The sequence below is a fragment of the Pseudomonas sp. ICMP22404 genome (assembly GCF_006227205.1).
Taxonomy (GTDB): Bacteria; Pseudomonadota; Gammaproteobacteria; order Pseudomonadales; family Pseudomonadaceae; genus Aquipseudomonas.
The window spans coordinates 164941-185495 of sequence record NZ_VCNG01000004.1 but is presented as its reverse complement, the minus strand read 5'-3'; the positions used below and the strand labels follow the sequence as shown (position 1 = coordinate 185495).

Genomic DNA, 20555 nt, shown 5'->3' with positions numbered 1-20555 from the left:
GCTGTTGGTGGGGCAACGAGCACTGCGTCAATCGACTAGCGATCAGCGTGTTGTTCGTCCGGCCAGTAGCGGCTGCGCAGCTTTTTCTTGTCCAGTTTGCCCAGGGCGGTTTGCGGAAATGAATAGACAAGATCAATGGACTTGGGGGCTTTGACGCTACCGATTCGCAGCTTGCATTGTTCGATGATCTGTTCGGCAGATAACTGGGTACCCGCCGCCAACTTGATCACCGCTTTGACTTCCTCGCCCCATCTGGCGCTGGGCACCCCTATTACGGCAGCCGTTTCCACGCCAGGAATGGACATCAATGCCTGTTCGACTTCAGCGGAGTAGACATTGAAACCCCCGCTGATGATCATGTCTTTCTTGCGGTCGACAATGAATAGAAAACCGTCCTCGTCCATGTAGCCGATATCACCTGTCAGGTGCCAGCCGCTCTTGCGAACCCTGGCGGTTTCTTTCGGGTTGTCGTAATAGCCCAGCGATACCATTGGACCTTTGACCCCAATCTCACCTCGGTCTCCGACTGGAAGCGGCGCGCCATCCTCACTCAAGATGGCCAGTTGCGAAATCGGCGTTGCTCGTCCGACGCTTTTCAAGCGCTGGTCGGATACACCGTCTGCGCTGGCAACATCCTCTACAGAGATGTCCTGCGGCTTGAGCACCGAAATGAACATGGGGCATTCAGTCTGCCCAAAACGGACGTACATGACCGGTCCGAAAACATCCATGGCTTGTTTCAGGCGTTGGATGGAGATGGGGGCGGCGCCACTGGTGACGGCTCTCAGGCTGGAGTAGTCGAAGTCCCTGACATTGGGCTGGTCCAGCAGGGTGGAGATTGCCGTCGGGGGTAGGAAAATATCGCTGATACGCTTTTCCTGGATCAGTCGCAGGATCCACTGTGGATCGACGTGGTCGAGGATGACGAACGTGGCCCCAGCCGCCATCGATGTCAACATTGTCCGACCGCCCACATGTGTCATTGGCGCTGCGCACAGCAGCACGGGACGCTCAGGCCGGCCTTCGTAGTCCAGGCACATGGCATGGGTAAGCGCGGCGAAGTTGCCGTGACTCTGCATGACGCCTTTCGCAGCCCCAGTAGTGCCGCCGGTCATCGGGATCGATACCAGGTCATTGGGCTGCAGCGGCACGTCAGGCGGGGTGTCATTGGCGTCCGCTAACCAGTCATCCAGGCCGCCGCAAGCTGCATCGAGCGAAACCTTGATCTTCAGTTCGCTGCAGGCCATCTCGACGGCCGCGACCGAGGCCGCGAAGCATTCTTGATAGAACACGGCATTGCACTGCAGGCTGCACAATGCGCTGATGTTTTCAGTTTGCGCATTGCGGGGGTTGATCGGTATCCAGGCACCGCCGGCCCGGATGATGCCCAGCATCACGATAAAAGCCTTGGCGGAGTTCTGGCTGTATACCGCGCCTTTCATGCCTTTGCGAAATCCCGACGCAATCAATGCATTGGCAGTACGCACGGTTGCTTGCTGGACCTGGCGATAGGTATAGCGTTCTCCTTGAAACTCCAGGCAGGTCTCGTCCGCATGGGTTTCGCATGCATCGTCGACAATGGCGATCAAGGATCGGTCAAACGTTGTGGTGTTCATAGGCCTCCCGACTACGCCGTAGTGTGCATCCGATCGTGTCGTTCAGGGAGCCCCAGGCCCTGGGGTACACCTAGAATTTGAAACGCCCTACAACCTCGCGCAAGGAATCGGAGGCGTCATCGAGCGCGCTCGACAGCGTGGCGACCTGGCTGGCGGTTTCACAGTTGCGGGTGCTGACCCTGGAGACTTCACCGATTCGCTGGGCAATCTGTTGCGTTGCGCTTTGCTGACCATCCAGAGCGACGGTTACGCTGTCGATGGCCTGGCGCAAGTCCATGGTGATCGTGAGGATGGCTGACATCTGTGAGCGTGCATCGGCGGACTTGGTCTTGCTCTGCTGAGCGAGCACGACCATGTCGCTCATGTTGTCGATGGTGCGCCGCACCGAACCTTGAATGCCCTCGATCAGCGCGCTGATCTCGGTAGTGGAGCGGGTTGTCCGCTGCGCGAGACTGCGCACCTCGTCAGCCACCACTGCGAAACCCCGGCCGTGTTGACCGGCGCGAGCCGCTTCGATGGCGGCGTTCAGTGCCAACAAGTTGGTCTGCACAGCCACTTCCTGGATCACTGAGATAATCTGGGAGATGTTGTTCGACTCCGACTCCAACCTGGAGACCGTCTCGCTGGCGAGTTCTACCGAAGAGACGATCTTGCCGATTTGGAGAGCCGATTGATCGAGTTGCTTGGCCCCTTCGGCGACAACGATCTCCGCGTCTTCAGCCTGTTTGAGCAGGCCCTGGGTGCTGCCCGAGATAACCGATATGCCATCGTTGAGCTCGGCGATGTCCGTGGAAATGGCCAGTGCCGAGGCGCTTTGCGCTTCGGCACTCTCTCTCACTTCCAGGCCGGACCTTGAAATATCGGCAGAGGTTGCTGCAACAGAGGAGGCCGCCCCGTGAACGTCCTGGAGAGACTCCTGCAAGCGTGCCAGCAAGCTGTTGATGGCCGCGCCGGTTTCGGCGGTCTCCTGGCCACCGGTGAGCTTGGCGCGCGCGCGCAAGTCTCTCGTCGTGGCGACCGTGACGACGATCCCCCTGACAGTATCGAATGCGTGGGTCACGCTGCGGATCACCAGAATTGCCAATAGCAATTGCACGGCCGAGGCAGACAGCCCCACAACCAGGGCGAGGATCAGCGACCGCTCGATCTTTTCTTCATTCTCGGCGCGCTCGACTGCGGCTGCCTGCAGGTTGAGCTTATGCAGGGCGTCGAGCGGCGGGCCTACCTTGAACGCCATATTGGCCCACATGCGCGAGGTGCCTGAGTATTCGAGAACGGCAGAGCGCAGTTCAACCCACTCCGTCACCTGGCTCAGGCGCTTGGCAATGGTCGCCTGGAAGGCGTCCTCACGCTGGATCTCGACCCAGAGTTCTTTGAACTCATCCCACAGCGCCTGTTCCTCCTCGCGTTTGTGCATGGCGTCATAGATGGCGAACGCGGTAGCGCTCGTGGCGGCTGTTTCCTCCTGTACCTTGACCAGGTTGACGAAGGTCTGCCTGGCGTTCTCAAGGATATCTTCACGGTCGGAGTCGGTCAGGCCGACTTCGTCGCCGATGCTCCAGGTGCGCGCGTCTTGCGCCGCCTCGGACAGGTTGAGGCGGGCCACGCGCAATTGATTGAGTGCAACGATCGCCGGCAAGGTCAGTTCGCTCAGATCCCGTGCCGATTGCCCCGATGTGCTGACTGCCAGCCAGCCGGCTGCACCCACCAGGGCAATAGCGCCGAGTGAGGTGATCACGAGGCTCGACAGCTTTGCTCGTATCGTGAATGCCATAAAGAGTTCCCTGTAGCCCCAGGCGTTGTGCAGACACGGGACGCCACTCTGCGGCCTGCTTTGAGCGACAGGCTATGTCGGCAGCGAAATCGGTCCACCTCTCCGGACGGGGGGGCTGCTACCCGGTCGTGTTTGAGGCCTCTGGAAAGGGCGTGGCTGGGGCCTGCCTCCGTATCGGTTCATGGCTTCGCCCTCTCTTATTGGGAGGGGGCGTGTGGCGAACAAGCGCTGACTATTGCGGCAGGACGATTGGCTCACCCGTGCAATCGCTCAACCGTTGCAACTAATTCGGCCACACAGGCCCATACATGGGCCTGAGGTCGCGATCACTTATCTGCACAGATACGCCAGAGGAGTGCTATGGCACATCAAGCCTTTATTTACGACGCTGTTCGAACCCCCCGCAGTAAAGGGAAATCTGACGGTACCCTGCATGAGGTGAAGCCGATCGACTTGGGAGCCGGGGTGCTGAATGCGCTGCAAAGCCGGCTGGATCTGGATACCGCTTATGTGGATGACGTGGTCTTTGGTTGTGTGACCCCGGCGGGCGAGCAGGGCAGCAACGTCGCCAAGATGGTGGTGCAGAACGCTGGTTGGGACGAATCCGTTGCGGGTGTGCAACTTGATCGCTTCTGCGCGTCCGGGCTGGAAGCCGTGAATTTCGCTGCGCAGAAGATTGCTTCTGGCTGGGAAGACCTGGTGGTGGCGGGCGGCGTCGAGTGCATGTCGCGAGTACCGATGGGCTCCAACGGCGGCGTGATGGGCGGCGATGCCGCGTTCTGCCTGAAAACCGGTTTCGTTCCGCAGGGTATTGGCGCGGACATGATTGCCACTATCGATGGCTACAGTCGCCAGGATGTCGATCGTTATGCCGTCGAGTCCCAGCGCCGCGCCGCGTTCGCGCGCGATAACGGCTATTTCGACAAGTCGGTGGTGCCGGTCAGCGATCGCAATGGCCTGGTCATCCTCGACCGCGACGATTTCATCAAGTCGGGTACGACGCTGGAAACGCTGGGCGGGCTCAAGCCCTCTTTCGAGCAGATGGGACACATTGGCTTCGATGACATCATGCTGGGCAAGTACCCCCAGTACGACCGTGTGAACCATGTGCACACCCCCGGCAACTCCTCCGGCATCGTTGATGGCTCGGCCGCCGTGCTGATCGGCAGCGAGAAGGCGGGCAAGGACCTGGGCCTACAGCCGCGCGGGCGTATCGTCGCCACCGCCGTGCTTTCCACCGACCCGATCATCATGTTGACCGGCCCTGGTCCAGCCGCGAAAAAGTGCCTGGGCAAAGCAGGCTTGACCGTCGCGGATATCGACCTGTGGGAAATCAACGAGGCCTTCGCTTCGGTCGCGTTGCGCTACATGAAGGATCTGGGCATCAGCCATGAAATTACCAACGTCAATGGTGGTGCCATTGCCCTCGGTCATCCGTTGGGTGCGACTGGCGCGATGCTGATCGGCGTGATGCTCGATGAACTGGAACGCCGCAATCTCAAGCGCGCCATGATTTCTCTGTGCGTGGGTGGCGGCATGGGTATCTCGACCATCATCGAGCGCGTGTAACAGGACTGGGGACTGAAAGATGAGCGTATTTTCCTATGATAAGGATGCCGACGGCATCGTGACGATCACCATGAACATGACCGGCCCGGTCAACTGCATGAATCAGGAGTACCGCGATGCCATGGGGCAGACCGTGGCGCGCCTGGAGCAGGAGGCCGGCCTGAGCGGCGTGGTGATTACCTCGGCCAAGAAGGTGTTTTTCGCTGGCGGTGATCTGAATGAATTGCTGGCGTTCCGCAAGGGCGACGAGGCCACGTTCATGCGGATGCTGGACGGCATGAAAGAGCAGTTCCGCCGCCTGGAAAAACTGCCGGTGCCGGTGGTCGCGGCAATCAATGGTGCGGCCCTGGGGGGCGGCTTCGAACTCTGCCTTGCATGCAACTATCGCATCGCCTTGGACAGCAAGGCCGTGCAGATCGGCCTGCCGGAGGTCAGTCTCGGTCTGCTGCCTGGCGGTGGTGGCATTGTGCGTACGGTCAATCTGGTCGGTCTGGAAAAGGCGTTGCCGTTCTTGTTCGAAGGCAAAAAGGTCGGGGCTCAGGAAGCGCTGGTTGCCGGCCTGATCCATGAAGTGGTCAGCGATATCGAACAACTGCTGCCGCGTGCCAAGGCCTGGCTCCTCCACAATCGCGACAACCCGGTCGTCGCCGCTCAGCCCTGGGATCAGAAGGGTTACAAGATCCCTGGCGGGCGTGCCGGCACGCCCGCTCTGGCCCAACTGATTGCCGCCGCGCCGCCCATGCTGCGCAGGAAGACCCGCGGTCTGTTGCCTGCTCCCGAGCAGATACTCGACTGTGCCATCGAAGCCGCACGACTGGACTTCGATACCGCGCTGCGCATCGAGAGTCGTGGCCTGACCTACCTGGTCGGTACTCCGGAGGCGAAGAACCAGATCACCACCTTCTTCTTCCAGATGAACAAGCTCAATGGCGGTGAGAGCCGGCCCAAGGGCGTTGCCAAGAGTATGGTAAAGAAGGTCGGCGTTCTGGGTGCCGGCATGATGGGGCAGGGTATTGCCTATGTCAGTGCCGTCGCCGGCATCGAGGTAGTGCTCAAAGACATGTCCATCGATGCGGCCGAGAAGGGCAAAGCCTATTCCGAGAAGCTGCTGGCCAAGCAGGTCCAGCAAGGTCGGATGGATGAGGCGAAGAAGGCGGCTGTGCTGAGCCTGATCACCGCTTCGGCAGCAGACAGCGATCTGGCGGGCTGCGACCTGATTATCGAAACCGTGTTCGAGAACATCGAAGTCAAGAAGAAGGTCACCGCGCAGAGCGAGCACTATCTCGTCGAGGGCGGCGTGTTCGGTTCGAACACCTCGTCGCTGCCCATCTCCCAGTTGGCCGAGGCTGCCAGCAAACCGGAGAACTTCATCGGTATCCACTTCTTCTCCCCGGTCGACAAAATGCCTCTGGTGGAAATCATCTGCGGCGAGAAGACCAGCGAAGAAACCTTGGCCAAGGCCTTCGACTATGCGCTGCAGATTCGCAAGACGCCGATCGTGGTCAACGATTCGCTGGCCTTCTTCACTTCGCGCACCTTCGGTACCTACTTGGACGAAGGCGTTCGCCTGCTGCACGAAGGTAATCATCCGCAACTCATCGACAACCTCGGCAAGGCTGTAGGCATGCCGTTAGGGCCACTGGCCGTGCATGATGAAGTGAGCCTGGAACTCAGCCGCAAGGCCGCCGAGACCTGGAAGCAAATGGGCATGCTGGACCGCTTTGGCGAGCAGAAAGTGTTCCGCGAGGTGATCAATACCCTGATCAGTGACTTTGGCCGGGCCGGCCGCCATCACGGTGGCGGCTTCTACGAGTACGCCGAGGACGGAAGCAAGTCTATCTGGGCAAAACTCTTCGAGCTTTATTACCGGCCGGACCAGCAGATCGCCGATGTCGATATCAAGGATCGGCTGCTGTTCCGCCAAGTCATCGAGACGCTCAAGTGCCTGCAGGAGAACGTTCTGCGCACCGTGGCCGACGGCAATATCGGCTCGATCATGGGCATTGGCGCGCCGGTCTGGACTGGCGGCTTCATTCAGTTCGTCAACACCTACGGTGCCGAACGTTTCGTCGCTCGCTGCCGCGAGCTGGCCGCCAAGTACGGCGAGCGCTTCGAGCCGCCGACGATTGTGGTGGAAAAAGCCGAGACGGGCGAGCTGTTCGCCTGAAGGCGTCCAGCTTTTTCCCTGCAACCCATGAGGCAGCTATGAGACGTTTTACAGAAGATCAGTCAATTTTTCGGGAGGCCTACAGGCGCTTCCTGGAACAGGAAATCGTGCCGAACATGGAGCGCTGGCGCAAGGCCGGCGTGATTGATCGCGAGGCCTACCGCAAGGCCGGCGAACAGGGTTTCCTGATGATTTGGCCGGACGAACAGTACGGTGGCATGGGTGACACCGATTTTCGCTTCGAGCAGATCATTATCGAGGAAATCGCCCGCGCCGATGTCTTTGAGTTCTTCGCACCCTTGCACAGTCGGCTTGTCGGCCCCTATATCGGCAAGTTCGGCAATGACGAACAGAAGGCCCGATTCCTGCCTCGGTGCGCCTCGGGCGAGACGATTCTCGCTGTTGCCATGACCGAGCCGGATGCCGGCAGTGACCTGTCCGGCATGCGCAGCACGGCGCTCGATATGGGCGATCACTATGTGCTCAATGGTGCCAAGACCTATATCTCCAACGGCCTGTTGGCGGATGTCGTGGTCGTGGTGGCCAAGACTGATCCACAGAACAACCCGCACGCAATGGCGCTGTTGCTGGTCGAGCGCGGCATGCCGGGCTTTGAGCGTGGCCGCAAGCTGGAAAAAATGGGTTTGCAGGCGCAGGACACCGCCGAGCTGTTCTTCAGCAACGTCAAGGTGCCCAAGACCCACGTTCTGGGCGACCCAGCTAAGGGCTTCCACTACCTGATGCAGGGGCTGGCCGAAGAGCGGCTGATAGCGTCGGTGCAGAACCTTGCCATGGCGCACAAGGCCTTCGACATCACGCGAACTTTCGTCATGGAGCGCAAGGTCTTTGGCAAGCCGCTGTCCGCCCAGCAGAACACCCAGTTCGTGCTAGCCGATGTCAGCGCGGATATCGACATGGCTCAAGTCTATGTCGACCAATGCGTTTCCTGGCTGAACGCCGGCGAGCTGGATGCGGTACGCGCGGCCAGAGCCAAGCTGCTGTCGAGCGAAATCCTCTGGAAGATGCTCGATCTTGGCGTGCAACTGCATGGGGGGGCCGGCTACATGCTGGAGTACCCCATCTGTCGCCTGTTCAACGACGGTCGCGTCATGCGCATTCTGGCGGGTACTTCCGAGGTCATGAAACTGATCATTGGCCGTTCGCTGTTTTCGGACAGCTACGAACCATTCCTGAATTGATGAGGTAGAAAAATGGACATCAACAACAAGACGGCAATCGTCACCGGTGGCGCCTCCGGTCTTGGTGCTGCGACTGTGCGCCGCTTTGTCGCGCTGGGTGCCAATGTGGCGATCTTCGACATGAACGACGACGCGGGTCAGGCCCTGGCGTTGGAACTTGGTGAGAAGGTCATCTATGCCCAAGTCAATGTCGCCGATGAGGCATCGGTGCAGTCTGCCATCGGGGGAGTGCTCAAGCGTTTCGGTGCCATTCATGTGTGCTGCAACTTCGCCGGCATTGCCGTAGCACTCAAGACGGTCTCTCAGGAAGGGGCTTTTCCATTGTCATCCTTCCAGAAGGTCATCGACGTCAACCTGGTCGGCACCTTCAATGTATTGCGCCTGGCGGCCGTGGAAATGGCCAGGAATGAACCGGATACGGGCGGCGATCGTGGTGTCATCATCAACACCGCCTCCATTGCCGCCTATGAGGGGCAGATTGGTCAGGCCGCCTACAGCGCTTCCAAGGGTGGGGTGGTCGCCATGACCTTGCCGGTTGCCCGTGACCTTGCCCGTTATGCCATTCGGGTCAATACCATCGTGCCTGGGTTGATTCACACACCGATGTTCGACTCACTGCCGGAGCCGGCGGTACAGGCCCTGGCCGCTAGCCCGCTGTACCCGCAGCGACTCGGTCGGCCTGACGAGGTCGCCCATCTGGCGCAGTTCATCGTCGAGAATGGATATCTGAACGGCGAATGTATCCGGCTCGACGCCGGTATCCGGATGCAGCCCAAGTAAGGCTGCGCAGCCGTTACCACGGACGGGGGCTGGCAGCCCCTGGACGTCAGAGCCCCGTCGCATGAAGAGATACCGTTGATGCTGGAGAACGAACCTGCTCCCCGCCGCATGAGGTTCAACGAGTTTGTCCTGTTCGTTTCGGTGGCCACGGCCATAGGTGCGCTCTCGACCTACATCGTTTTGCCTGGGTTGACACAGATCGGTAACGACCTGCGCCTCACGGATATCTCCCACAGCCAGGCCGTCATCAGTGCCTACCTGATCGGCTTCGGTACCTCACAGTTGGTTTTCGGTCCGTTGTCGGACAGCTTCGGTCGCAAAGGCTCATTACTCGTCGGCTTGATGATCTTCCTCCTCGGCAGCGCGCTATCCGGGGTTTCCACTGACTTTTCCGTGATGCTGGCTGGCCGGTTTCTCCAAGGGGTTGGTGGCGGCGCAGGTCGGGTCATCAGCACCTCGATGCTTCGCGACAGTTATGTTGGCCAGGATCTGGGGCGTGCGCTCTCCTATGTGACCCTGGTCTTCGGCCTGTTTCCAGCCGTCGCCCCCTTGCTTGGACAGGTGATTCTGGACCTGGCCAGTTGGCGCTGGATGTTCGCGCTGTTGGCGGCTGCGGGGCTGACCGTCGCTGTCTGGGCCACCCTGCGCTTGGGCGAGACGCTTGATCCTGAGCGAAGGCGGCCATTCTCATGGGGTGCCTTCAGGGGCGCGCTGGCGATCATCTTCTCCACGCGCAAGACCGCCACCTGCATCCTGGTCCTGGGGCTGACGCTTGCCAGCAACTACGCCTTCATCGGCCTGTCGCACCAGGTGTTCAGTCAATTGTTCCACGCAGAGCACTTGTTCACGCCGCTGTTCGGCTTCATCGCCTCGATGCTGGTGTTGGCGGCGTTGGCCAATGCCTGGTTGCTCAGGCGTCTGACGCTCCGTTTTGTCGTGCAACACACCCTGATCGCAGCCGTGGCGGTCAATGTCTTGTACCTGTTGTGCGCCTGTCTGGGCTGGGTTTCCCTGCCGGTATATGTGCTCTTGCAGGCCGTCAGTACTTTTCTGTTCGGGTTGACCCTGCCCAATCTCTATGCGCTGGCCATGGAGCCGGTCGCCTCGGTCGCCGGTACCGCGTCGGCGGTGATTGGTTTTCTGATGACCATCATGGGTACCTGTCTCGGCTTCTTTCTGGGGCAACTGTTCGATGGCTCGCTGCTACCCATCGCGGCGGGTTACCTGTTGTTTTCCACTCTGGCAATGGTGAGCGCACAGATCGCCCAGCGCTGGCGCAAGTGAACCGATCCGCTCTGTGTGCGGGTCGGGGCGGGCGTCCGACCGCCCCCTCCTCTCAGGAGGGGAAGGGACATGCAGCCTCCGTTAGCTTGCCCTTAAGCAGGATATGGCCGTCGGCAGCGTGCTGGTGCAGAACCCATTCAGGCTGCGTGTGGTGTTCGCTTCGCATGCCTCCAGGCGATCCCTCCCGCCCTTGATGTGTCCGACGTCCACCGTACAGAGGCTGCCAGCTTCGTTCATACCTATCGAACCAGGGTTGTAGAGCCCATGGACTGCTCAAGGAGTACGCAGATGAATCTGACCCAAGCCTTGCACCGCAACGCCAGTGCATATCCCGACGTCATCGCGACCATTTTCGGTGAGCGCCAGCGGACCTATGCCGAGTTATCCGAACGTGTAGCCAGACTGGCCGCGGGACTGCATTCGATCGGGGTCGGTCGTGGCGATCGGGTGGGGATCCTGGCGCTCAATTCCGACCACTACGTCGAGGCGTTATATGGGATCTATTGGGCCGGCGCAGTGGTCAACCCGGTGAACATCCGATGGGCTGCCGATGAGATCGCATTTTCGCTGGATGACTGCGAGACGCAGGTGCTGATTGTCGACGACTGTTTCGCACCGATGGTGACGTCTCTGCTGACGCGTTCCAAATGCCTGCGGGCCGTGATCTTCTGCGGCGAGGGTGATCTGCCGGACAATATGTTTTCCTTCGAGCGCTTGATAGAGCAGCACCCCCCGGTTGTCGATGTGCGCAGTTGCGGTGATGACCTTGCCGGAGTGTTCTATACCGGAGGCACCACGGGCTTCCCCAAGGGGGTGATGCTTTCGCACGGCAACCTGTACAGCAATGCGTTGGCAGCCGTTGCCGAGGAAATCGTCTGTCGGGCGGCGATTACCCTGCACGTCGCACCGATGTTCCATGTGGCTGATTGTGTGTTTTTAAACGCAAGCCTGATGGGGGCGGCAACCAATGTCATCGTGCCGGCCTTTGATCCTGCGCGAGCTTTGCAGGCGATCCAGGAGCATAGTGTGACGCACGTGCTGCTGGTCCCCACCATGATCCAGATGCTGATCAATTTCCCGAACCTGAGGGAGTACAACCTGGTGTCCCTCAGGAGCGTTCTTTACGGTGCATCCCCCATCAGTGTGGCAACCCTGGAGCGCGCCATGGAGGCCCTGCCCAGGGCGGGCTTTGCTCAGGCCTATGGCATGACCGAACTGTCGCCGGTCATCATGACGCTTCCTGCCTTCTGGCATAGCCCGCAAGGGCGTTCACGCACTGACAAACTGTCATCCGCGGGCCGTCCAAACCTGGTCAGCGAAGTCCGTATCGTCGACGAAAACGATCAGCCTGTCCCAACCGGTACGGTCGGCGAGGTCGTCGCACGGGGTCCTGGGGTCATGCTGGGTTACTGGAACCGCCCGGAAGAAACCAAAGCGGCGTTACGAGGCGGCTGGATGCACACCGGGGATGGCGGTTACATGGATGAGGACGGTTTCATTTTCATCGTGGATCGAATCAAGGACATGATCGTCAGCGGTGGCGAGAACATTTACTCGCTGGAGGTCGAGGCAGCGCTGGACAAACACCCTGCTGTCGCCATGAGTGCCGTGGTGGGCATACCCAGCCAGGAGTGGGGGGAGTCGGTGCATGCGGCAGTCGTGCTCAAGCCTGGCCATTCATGCTCGGGGGAGGAGCTCGGGTTACACTGCAGGCAACTGATCGCCAATTACAAGGTGCCGCGCAGCTACAGCTTTGAAAAAAACCTGCCGGTTTCTGGGGCCGGCAAGATTCTCAAGCGTGAGATTCGCAGACCGTTCTGGACGCAAAGCGGTCGGCAGGTGAACTGAGTGCCCTGGCACCCTACCTGCTGCCAAACCCAGTGAAGCGACCTCCCGAGAGGAGGGGGGGACGCCGCTCCAGCGTGGCCTACCCTCGGCTAGAGCAACTGGCAACACAAGGTCGAGCGCTCGGCTTTGGAGCCATACTTACGGCAAGCGGAAAGGTAACCCCCCCATGACAAGATTTGACATGTTCATCAATGGTCAAAGCGTACCACCTGTTTCAGGGCTGTACTTTGACTCCACCAACCCTGCAGATGGTTCCGTTGTCGCCCAGGTTGCCCAGGGCTGTCAGGAGGATGTCGACAAGGCCGTCCGCGCTGCCGAAGCAGCCAGGAAGAAATGGGCCGCCATGAACCCCCTGGAAAGGGGCAAGATCATGCGCCGCGTTGCGCAGGCTCTCGCGGACAACGCCGCCCATCTCGGCCAACTCGAGTCCGCAGAGATGGGGATGCCGTCTCAGATCGCTCCGCTGATTGTCGCTGAGTCGGCGACCTTCTTCGATTACTACGGTGGATTGGCGGCCTCCATCCACGGTGACACCATTCCCGTCAGTGCCGAGGTCTTCTGTTACAACCTATACGAGCCCTATGGTGTTGTCGGTGTGATCACGCCTTGGAACGGGCCTCTGAACCAGGCGGCTCGCAGTGTTGCCCCCGCGCTGGCAGCGGGTAACACGGTGGTGCTCAAGCCCAGCGAGTTCACATCGCTGACCGCTTTAGAGATGGCGCGTCTCGCCGTCGAGGCGGGCCTTCCGCCAGGCGTGCTGAACGTCGTCACGGGCGATGGCGTCAGCGTGGGCTCGCCCTTGGTTGCCCATCCCCTGGTACGCAAGGTTTCATTCACCGGCTCAGTAAGGGCTGGTCAGGCCATCGGTGCGATTGCCGCTGAAAAAATCATGCCGGTGACCCTGGAGTTGGGCGGCAAATCACCGAACATCGTGTTCGAGGACGCCAAGCTGGAAGCGGCAGTTCCGATGGCGCTGTTCGGCTTTGTCGCCAACAGCGGGCAGATCTGCACTTCCGGCACGCGCATCCTCGTACAGCGCAGCATCTACGAGAAGTTCGGGCAGATGCTCGCGGGCGCGGCAGCCAACTTCCCGATCGGCCGGGACAAGAACTTCCCGACGCTGGGGCCTATCGCCAACAAAATGCAATTCGACAAGATCCTCGGCTTCTTCGAGAGCGCCCTGGAGGAAGGGGCCACTTGCCTGGCCGGCGGCGAAAGGGCGACGGGCGAAGGTCTCGATCAGGGGCTGTACATCAAACCCACCCTCTACACCAACGTCACGCCCGAAATGCGCATTGTCCGCGAGGAGATTTTCGGGCCGGTGGCGGTGCTGATCCCGTTCGATACGGAAGAGGAGGCTATTGGCATCGCCAACGATAGCGAGTATGGCCTTGCCTCCGGCATCTGGACCCAGGATGCCAGTCGCGCCCATCGTGTTGCCGCGCAGCTGGAAGCCGGCACCGTCTTCATCAATACCTTCCATGAGCGATCTGTAGAGGCCCCGATGGGCGGCTACAAGAAAAGCGGAATTGGCCGTGAAAAGGGCATGGCGGCACTGCATGACTACATGCAGTTGAAGAACGTGACGATGAAGTTGATTTAAAGCGATCCCGAACGAGCTGCCGCGACTTGGGTGTCGAGCACCCGTCGGGTAGCTGCCAGGCGAGCAGTCTTGGTCGCGAAAGCGACTTGAACCGACTGCACAACAGGAGATGCACGCATGATAACGATCTACCAGTTCGAATCTTCACCCCTGTGCGAAAAGGTCCGCCGGATTCTCGGATACAAAGGTATCGAGTACCAAATCCACGAAGTGGACCGTAGCAAGGCGCAAGAGTTGAAGCATGTCAGTCCATTCGGCAAGTTCCCGGCAATCGATGACGACGGGGTGTCGGTGTGCGACTCCACGGACATCGCTTATTATCTCGACAACAAGTTTGCGCAGCGGCCGCTCATTCCGGCTGACCCGATACTGGCGGCGCAAATGCACATCATCGAGGACTGGGCGGACGAGAGCCTCTACTTCTATGAGATCACGATGCGGCTTTCCTGGGAGCACAATGCTCGCCATACAATCAAAGCCATCATGTCGACGCTGCCCAAGCATCTGACAGAAGAACAAGCGCTGGCGCTCGTTCTGGCCGGCTCCCAGCAGCTCGTTGCGGCACAGGGTCTCGGCCGAAAGACACAGCAACAAGTCGTCGCGGACGTTCAGCGTCATCTCAAGGCCATTGCCGCTTTGTTGAAGCAGTCGAAGTGGCTGGTGGGCGATTCGATCTCGCTGGCGGACATCGCCGTTTTGTCCCAGCTCAATTGCCTTCTCTATGCTCGAGAAGTGGTCGACGCGATTAAACAGTACCCTGATATTGTCAGCTGGGCCGAACGGGTGGATCGCGTCGCGCCGGCAAAGCCATAGCAACCACTCCCTTCCTCAAGCTCCCTCCCATATGGGGAGGGGGCGTGCCAGTCAAACTGTACGAATCTCATTGAGGTGCAACGCCGAGCACGGCGCTAGCGATCTGATGCGCTTGCACCACGAGCCCGTTCGCCACGATCACCGGCCCGGCTATATCACAAGCTCCGAAGGCGTCATGCCTGTCAACGCATCGTCGAGGGCCGGCGCTCGTCCTATCAATGCTCTTAGTCCCATTGGAGAAAAACAATAATGAAGCCAGGAGATAGCGACCTTCACGAATTGCCCCAGTACGTGCGCAGCAGCGGGTTCAACGCGCGGGTAGGCATGTCGATCCAATACACACCCGAACAAGGAGAAGCATGATGGACGTCTCCGGAAAAACCGCTGTAATCACTGGTGGCGGCAGTGGGTTGGGCCGCGCCTTGGTCTTGGCATTGGCTGAACGCGGTTGCCGAGTTGCTGTCGCCGATATTGAAACCGAGCAGGCCGAACGTGTTGCGCAGGAGGCGCTCCAGGCTGGCGCTCCGGACGCGCTGGCGGTGACATGCGACGTCAGCCGCAGAGAGTCGGTTGAAGCATTGGCGGATGCCGCGTGGCAGCGTTTCGGGAAGGTGGAACTGGTCTTCAATAACGCCGGGGTTGCGGCCAGTTCGTCAAGCCTGCTCGAGGCGACCACCGAAGAGTTGCAGTGGGTACTTTCCGTGAACGTGACCGGGGTATGGAATGGCTGTTCCGTTTTCATGAAGCGGTTATTGGCGACAGGCGTGAGCGGTCACATCATCAATACGGCTTCCGAACATGCGATCGGAGTACCGCACGCTGGACAAGGGTTCTATACCGCGTCCAAACATGCGGTGCTCGGGATGTCCGATGTACTGCGCAGCGAATTGCCGCCAAACATAGGCGTGAGTGTCTTGTGCCCCGGGTTGCTGAAGTCGAATCTCTGGGACGCCCAGCGCAACCGGCCAAAGGAATTCGGCGCGACGGTCGTGCCGGAGGAAATGAAAGCCGTTGGCAAGGCCGTGATCGAGCGTGGCATGGAGGCCAGCGAAGTAGCGCAACACGCGCTGGAAGGTGTCGAGCGAGGAGACTTTCTCATTGTGACTCACGCGCACTTGAAGCGTATCGCGGAAAAGCGTTGGACCGAAATCGCATCCGCATGTGATCGGCAGGCGCCCTATTATCCGGGGTGCGAGAAGTTCGACGTCAACAACGTGCTTCAGGATGTCCTAGGGGGAAATCAGCACTGATAGAGGGGTTGGTCAGGCATTCTGTTCTTGTTGGTTACGCCACTGACTCACGTGGGCGATCAGTGGCGTAACCGAGTGCTCGCGTTGGCTGCGGCACCGCAAGCATCTGGCTGAATACAGCCAGGTCGCTTCGTTCAACGTTCGTTGCGAACCGTCTCCAGCACAGGCAGGAGGTACGTTAGAAACTTCTCTGGGTTCTCACTCATGGGGAAGTGCCCAACGTCGCTCATGACAACGAAGGTGGAACCTGCAATGGCTTCATGGGCCTCCCTCCCGGCCTCAACCGTGCCGCTGGCATCGTATTCGCCAGACAGGATATGGACTCCAACTTTACGGGTGTCGATCAGCCCGGCCTGTCTACGCAGGTCGTATTCAACCATGTAGTAGTTGAGGTCGCCAATGAACAGGGGCGGCCAGCCTGCCGCATAGACCTGGCCTGTTTCCTTGCGGTAAGCCTCTGGCGAGGTGGGGCTCATCAGTGCGTTCATGGCCCGTGCCTTGTATTCATTGCTCACCTGCGGGTGCCAGAGCGCGAATAGCTTGTCGACGTCATAGTCGATCTTCAGCGCGCCCTCCAGAGAAATGACTGCGCGGAAGTCTTCCGAATGATAGCGAGCAAGATCCAGGGCCAGTACGCCTCCCACGGAGCAGCCCATGAATGCCGGGCGGTCGAGTTTTAGCGCGCGACTGAGGGCTACGGGGAGGGCGCGGACAAACGAGGCGGTCAGTTTGTACTTCTCTGCCCACCACCTCGGTCCGACAGGAGGAATGGACTTGCCATGGAACGGCAGGTCATAGGCAATCAAATGGAAATGATCGGTGATCTCCTTGCACTCGAAGAGGTGTCGCCACTGTGATCCATGGCTGCCTGCGGTGTGCTGCAATAAGAGGGGGATGCCCTGGCCAGCCTCTTCGTAATAGATGCGGTAGTCCTGATCCTCGATATTGAGGTGGATGTAGTGACCGATGGGCGAGTCGAATTGCGTATGGCTGCGAGTGGGCTCGCTTGGCTGATGCAAGGTGCGCGGGTCTGAGGGGCGCAACAGTTCTACCGCGCGCATCAGGGCAGGGTAGTACTGGGCGAGTAACACGGAATCTCCGGTATAGGCGATCAGGCCTATATCGATCAGGGTATGCAGATCGTTCATGAAACGCGGTGGCACCGCAGCGAGGAGGGCATCCCATAACCCGCTCAGGGTCATGACCTGGGGGCCGCTGCCAGGGTCGCCCGCCGAGAGAATGCCATTTTCGACGACTATGCTCAGGCGATCATGTTCAGATACGAGGTGAAAGCCGCCTTGCCAGTAGCGCGCGGCTAGCTGGAATTCGCCATCCGCGTTGCAGCGTTTCGCGAAAGTGTCGGCATCGATGTGGCTAAAAGTCATGGACAGTCCTCTCGGTGAGCGTATCAGCGCCTGAGAACTTGGTAGTTGCTCAGTCGTGGTCGATGTTCAGTACACCAATTTTGAGGGGACTACAGGATTGGTACCCTCCCGAAGCGGGAGGGCAGGTCAATGGCAGATTTGTCAAAGGCAAGGCGGTTGGTAGAAACCGCACTGGGTAGCGCCGATGCCCGGCGTTATTGGATGAGCTTCAGGTTACGCGCTTTGACGACGGCATCTTCACGCGATACAGCGTTCAGCTTGGCGTAGACGTTCTTCAGGTGCCACTTGACCGTACCAGCGGAAATATTAAGCGCGCGACCAATGCTCTTGTTGGAAAAGGCTTTGGATAGCAACTCGACGATTTCAAGCTCTTTGGCCGACAATCCGGCTTTTTCATCCTGGGAGCGAACTGAGTGACTGCTTTGGTTCGATGTGTCCGGCCGGGCAAGAGGCTCGCGCATTCGGCCTAGCATGTCGTGGGCGAATTGACGCTCCTCTGTCGTCAGTCCTGTTGCATGCGTCAGCTCCTCCAGCAGTCCCGTTGCACTCTGTGCATTGTCGATGAACAAGCGCAGCAAGGAGTTCTGATTGGCGATGCGCAGTGCGTTGTGCAGCGAGTGAAGTGCCTCGTCGCGCTCACCGAGTTGCTCCTGGGCAAGAGCGCAGCGAATACTCATCAGGGCTACTTGGTACAGGTATCCCCGTGTTTGATAGTCGGCAATCAGGGCAACGAGGATATCCTTCGCCTGCTGGTACTCGCGCTCTGCCATTGCGAAAGCGGCACGGGCGGCCTTGGCGAAGAGCGGAATTTCGGCACGGGCACATTTGCGGGTCTCGACGTACTGGTTGGCCAGTTGTTCGAGCCGTCGGAGCGCTTCCCTGGCTGCCGGGATGTGCTTGCGCACGATCTGCAGGTTGACCTGCTCCATCAGGCTCCAGGACAAGAGCCGATCGAGCCGCCTCCTGCTACCGAGTTCTTCGACATCCCTGAGTATGTCAAAGGCTTTGTCCCAGTTGCCGCGCGCACATTGCAGGTGCATCTCGGCTCGGTGCGCGAAGAGCATGCTGTCCGGAGTCCCCACCAGATCAACCAGGGGGGCGCTATGGGAGAGCACCTCATGGGCTTGTGCCAGTTCATCGAGATGGTAATGTGCCTCTGCCAGGTATCCTGCGAAATACGCTTCCGGAGTGGCCGTGAGGTAGGAGTCGCCGCGTGTTTGCTTCGGTGAAGCGCTCAGCATTTCCCGCGTCTGGCGCACGTCACCCTGCAGCAGGTAGCTGAGACCCACGCAACCATCCAGTAAGGGGGTGGCTACGTCGGTAAGGCTGCGCACGACGTGTATACGGCTGTAATGGGCGAGATCGCGGACGCGCTCGAACTCGTCGGCGTAGAGCAAGGTAAGGCCCGAGAGCAGGTACAGCGAGTAGAGGGCAAAGCGCCGGGCCTTGACGGGAGGGGAGAGCAGATAGGGCTCGAGCAGCAGCAGGGCTGCGCTGGTGTCGTCCTGGCGTACCAGTTGCAGCGCGTGCAGCATCTGCAGTTCGAACCTGACCTCGTCTGAAGACACTTCGGAGAGTTCCTGGATGGCACGCAGCGTCCACTCCAGGTCTTGGTGCCGGCTGCAAGCGACTTGTGCCCAGGCGACGCTCAGCAGAAGATCCAAACGCCCCCGGGTGCGCTCTTTCGGCAATTGGTCGAACCACTTCAAGAGTTGCAGGAACTGGGCTCGTGCCACCATGTCGCGCGCCGACTGCTCAACCAGGGATACGCAGGTGTCGACCTCTCCGGCATAGATGGCATGACGGATCGCTTCAACCTGCAGCCCCTTGTCGGCAAACCACTGGCTGGCGATACGGTTGATGCGTTTTAGCTCGTCGTGCGGTTTGCGCAGCAGCTTCTCATTGAGAAACTTGGCGAACGTGCGGTGAAGGCGGTACCACTGGCGTTCGTCGTCGAAATCGATAGGAATCAGGAACAGGTTGTCTGCCTCGAATTGCTCCAGCAGCGAGGCCGCGCGTTCATTGCCGGTGATCTGTCGGCAGAGTTCGCTGTTGAAGCGCTTGCAAGCCGAGGTGCGCACGAGAAAGTCCAGCTCCTCCTGAGAAAGCGTAGCGTTGATGGCTTCCTCGATATACAGGGTAAGACTTTCTTCCTTTTCCGCACTCAAGGTGCCTTGCAACCTGTTGATGTAGCTGGCCGGGTCCTTGGACTTTTTCAGCGAATAGACCATGAGTTGCAGGCCGGCGGCCCAGCCATCGGAGATGAAGTGCAGGTGGCTTATCTGGGCGGCGCTCAAGTCCAGATTGTGAGGTTGTATGAAGGCGTAGGTTTCCTGCAGGGTAAATTTCAAGTCCGCGAAACTCAGTTCGTTGAGCTCATCCTGGGCGCGCTGTTTGACCAGGTTCAGTTGCGGTTTGGTCCGGGAGGTAATGATCATGTGGAAGGCCGGCGGTGCCAACTCAAGCAGACGATCGACCAGTACGCATACTTCGGAGTTCAGGACTGAATGGAAGTCTTCCAGGAACAGGTAGATCGGGTTCTCCACCTTCGCAAGATCATTGACCAATGCCGCGACAAAGCCATCGAGGGAATGCCCGTCGGATTCGCTGTAGAGCGTCAGGGCATTGTTGCCGAAGCCTTCGCCAATGGCGGCCAGGCTTGAGATCAAATAGACCACGAACTGAGAAAGGTCGGCGTCTTCATAGCTCAAGTTGTACCAGCAGGTGGTGTAGCCCGCGGTGACCAGATTTCGCCTCCAGAGCGCAGAAAATGTGGTCTTGCCGCACCCTGCGGGGCCAAGGATCAGCGTCAGGCGCTTGTCTCGACGGGCATCCAGGCTGGCCATGAGGCTTTCCCGGCGCTGGGGATATCCGGTGATTCTCGGAGGGGAGAGTTTGGTCTGGATGATGGGTGCGTTTGACTGTTTCATTTGCCTTGAGGCCATTGTTGTTCGTTGTTGTTATGAGGCGGCATGCCCTCTATGGAGACTTGGCACCTGTCCGAGTCGTATCGCGAGCGCTCCTCGGTATCTTACACGGGGGCGTGAACCTCGAAAGTTGTTTATCCCCGTATTGCCTTGGCGCCCCCCCTCCCAGCAAGGGAGGGGGGACCCCGATCTTGGGGCGCTAGTATCACCGCAGCCTTTACCTGGGCTGCCGTAATGGTTCGCTGAACACCTCCTTGGTGCGTAGCGGGTGTTTGGCAGCCACCCCTTCGCTACCAGATTGAACACGTCGGCTTTGCTTGGCTGGCTGTCGTTCGAATGC

At 59.5% G+C, this 20555-nt stretch carries 13 protein-coding genes; 9 read left to right on the top strand and 4 right to left on the bottom strand.

Annotated features, from left to right (window positions below; all coding sequences use genetic code 11):
• Nucleotides 1-35 precede the first annotated feature (35 nt).
• Nucleotides 36-1616 carry a class I adenylate-forming enzyme family protein gene (locus FGE05_RS09020; protein WP_139644059.1) on the bottom strand — a complete coding sequence of 527 codons (1581 nt, stop codon included), beginning with the start codon at nucleotides 1614-1616 and terminating at the stop codon, nucleotides 36-38.
• A gap of 70 nt (nucleotides 1617-1686) precedes the next feature.
• On the bottom strand, nucleotides 1687-2853 hold the full coding sequence (locus FGE05_RS09015; protein WP_373682452.1) for a methyl-accepting chemotaxis protein: 1167 nt from the start codon (nucleotides 2851-2853) through the stop codon (nucleotides 1687-1689).
• An 897-nt stretch (nucleotides 2854-3750) separates the two neighbouring features.
• Here FGE05_RS09015 and FGE05_RS09010 point away from each other — a divergent pair.
• The 9 genes from FGE05_RS09010 (at nucleotide 3751) to FGE05_RS08970 (ending at nucleotide 15903) form a co-directional block, all read left to right on the top strand.
• Nucleotides 3751-4959, top strand: a complete 1209-nt coding sequence (locus FGE05_RS09010) for an acetyl-CoA C-acetyltransferase (RefSeq protein WP_139644053.1) — start codon at nucleotides 3751-3753, stop codon at nucleotides 4957-4959.
• 19 nt (nucleotides 4960-4978) lie between these two features.
• Complete coding sequence (locus tag FGE05_RS09005) at nucleotides 4979-7126, top strand: 3-hydroxyacyl-CoA dehydrogenase NAD-binding domain-containing protein (RefSeq protein ID WP_139644050.1); 2148 nt, start codon at nucleotides 4979-4981, stop codon at nucleotides 7124-7126.
• A gap of 38 nt (nucleotides 7127-7164) precedes the next feature.
• Nucleotides 7165-8325, top strand: coding sequence for an acyl-CoA dehydrogenase family protein (locus tag FGE05_RS09000; RefSeq protein ID WP_139644047.1), 1161 nt, complete (start codon nucleotides 7165-7167; stop codon nucleotides 8323-8325).
• Nucleotides 8326-8337: 12 nt separating this feature from the next.
• Nucleotides 8338-9105 (top strand): SDR family NAD(P)-dependent oxidoreductase, encoded by a 768-nt coding sequence (locus tag FGE05_RS08995; RefSeq protein WP_139644044.1) that lies wholly within the window; start codon nucleotides 8338-8340, stop codon nucleotides 9103-9105.
• A gap of 78 nt (nucleotides 9106-9183) precedes the next feature.
• A complete protein-coding gene (locus FGE05_RS08990; protein ID WP_139644042.1) occupies nucleotides 9184-10389 on the top strand; it encodes a multidrug effflux MFS transporter in 1206 nt (401 codons plus the stop codon).
• A gap of 288 nt (nucleotides 10390-10677) precedes the next feature.
• Complete coding sequence (locus FGE05_RS08985; protein WP_139644039.1) at nucleotides 10678-12237, top strand: long-chain-fatty-acid--CoA ligase; 1560 nt, start codon at nucleotides 10678-10680, stop codon at nucleotides 12235-12237.
• A 181-nt stretch (nucleotides 12238-12418) separates the two neighbouring features.
• Nucleotides 12419-13840 (top strand): aldehyde dehydrogenase, encoded by a 1422-nt coding sequence (locus FGE05_RS08980; protein ID WP_257225619.1) that lies wholly within the window; start codon nucleotides 12419-12421, stop codon nucleotides 13838-13840.
• Nucleotides 13841-13957: 117 nt separating this feature from the next.
• Nucleotides 13958-14653, top strand: coding sequence for a glutathione S-transferase family protein (locus FGE05_RS08975; RefSeq protein ID WP_139644033.1), 696 nt, complete (start codon nucleotides 13958-13960; stop codon nucleotides 14651-14653).
• Between the two features lie 359 nt (nucleotides 14654-15012).
• Nucleotides 15013-15903 carry an SDR family NAD(P)-dependent oxidoreductase gene (locus tag FGE05_RS08970; protein ID WP_139644029.1) on the top strand — a complete coding sequence of 297 codons (891 nt, stop codon included), beginning with the start codon at nucleotides 15013-15015 and terminating at the stop codon, nucleotides 15901-15903.
• A gap of 134 nt (nucleotides 15904-16037) precedes the next feature.
• Here the strand turns inward: FGE05_RS08970 and FGE05_RS08965 are convergent, their stop codons facing one another.
• Complete coding sequence (locus FGE05_RS08965; RefSeq protein ID WP_218938868.1) at nucleotides 16038-17288, bottom strand: alpha/beta fold hydrolase; 1251 nt, start codon at nucleotides 17286-17288, stop codon at nucleotides 16038-16040.
• A gap of 194 nt (nucleotides 17289-17482) precedes the next feature.
• A complete protein-coding gene (locus tag FGE05_RS08960) occupies nucleotides 17483-20134 on the bottom strand; it encodes a LuxR C-terminal-related transcriptional regulator (protein ID WP_176562994.1) in 2652 nt (883 codons plus the stop codon).
• Nucleotides 20135-20555 lie beyond the last annotated feature (421 nt).

Bases quoted from the DNA above. Each gene is read 5' to 3' on its own strand.
- FGE05_RS08995 (WP_139644044.1), top strand. From the start codon at position 8,338: ATGGACATCAACAACAAGACGGCAATCGTCACCGGTGGCGCCTCCGGT.
- FGE05_RS08970 (WP_139644029.1), top strand. From the start codon at position 15,013: ATGATGGACGTCTCCGGAAAAACCGCTGTAATCACTGGTGGCGGCAGT.
- FGE05_RS08960 (WP_176562994.1), bottom strand. From the start codon at position 20,134: ATGGCCAGCCTGGATGCCCGTCGAGACAAGCGCCTGACGCTGATCCTT.
- FGE05_RS08985 (WP_139644039.1), top strand. From the start codon at position 10,678: ATGAATCTGACCCAAGCCTTGCACCGCAACGCCAGTGCATATCCCGAC.
- FGE05_RS08975 (WP_139644033.1), top strand. From the start codon at position 13,958: ATGATAACGATCTACCAGTTCGAATCTTCACCCCTGTGCGAAAAGGTC.
- FGE05_RS08965 (WP_218938868.1), bottom strand. From the start codon at position 17,288: ATGACTTTTAGCCACATCGATGCCGACACTTTCGCGAAACGCTGCAAC.
- FGE05_RS09000 (WP_139644047.1), top strand. From the start codon at position 7,165: ATGAGACGTTTTACAGAAGATCAGTCAATTTTTCGGGAGGCCTACAGG.
- FGE05_RS09005 (WP_139644050.1), top strand. From the start codon at position 4,979: ATGAGCGTATTTTCCTATGATAAGGATGCCGACGGCATCGTGACGATC.
- FGE05_RS09015 (WP_373682452.1), bottom strand. From the start codon at position 2,853: ATGGCGTTCAAGGTAGGCCCGCCGCTCGACGCCCTGCATAAGCTCAAC.
- FGE05_RS09020 (WP_139644059.1), bottom strand. From the start codon at position 1,616: ATGAACACCACAACGTTTGACCGATCCTTGATCGCCATTGTCGACGAT.
- FGE05_RS09010 (WP_139644053.1), top strand. From the start codon at position 3,751: ATGGCACATCAAGCCTTTATTTACGACGCTGTTCGAACCCCCCGCAGT.
- FGE05_RS08980 (WP_257225619.1), top strand. From the start codon at position 12,419: ATGTTCATCAATGGTCAAAGCGTACCACCTGTTTCAGGGCTGTACTTT.
- FGE05_RS08990 (WP_139644042.1), top strand. From the start codon at position 9,184: ATGCTGGAGAACGAACCTGCTCCCCGCCGCATGAGGTTCAACGAGTTT.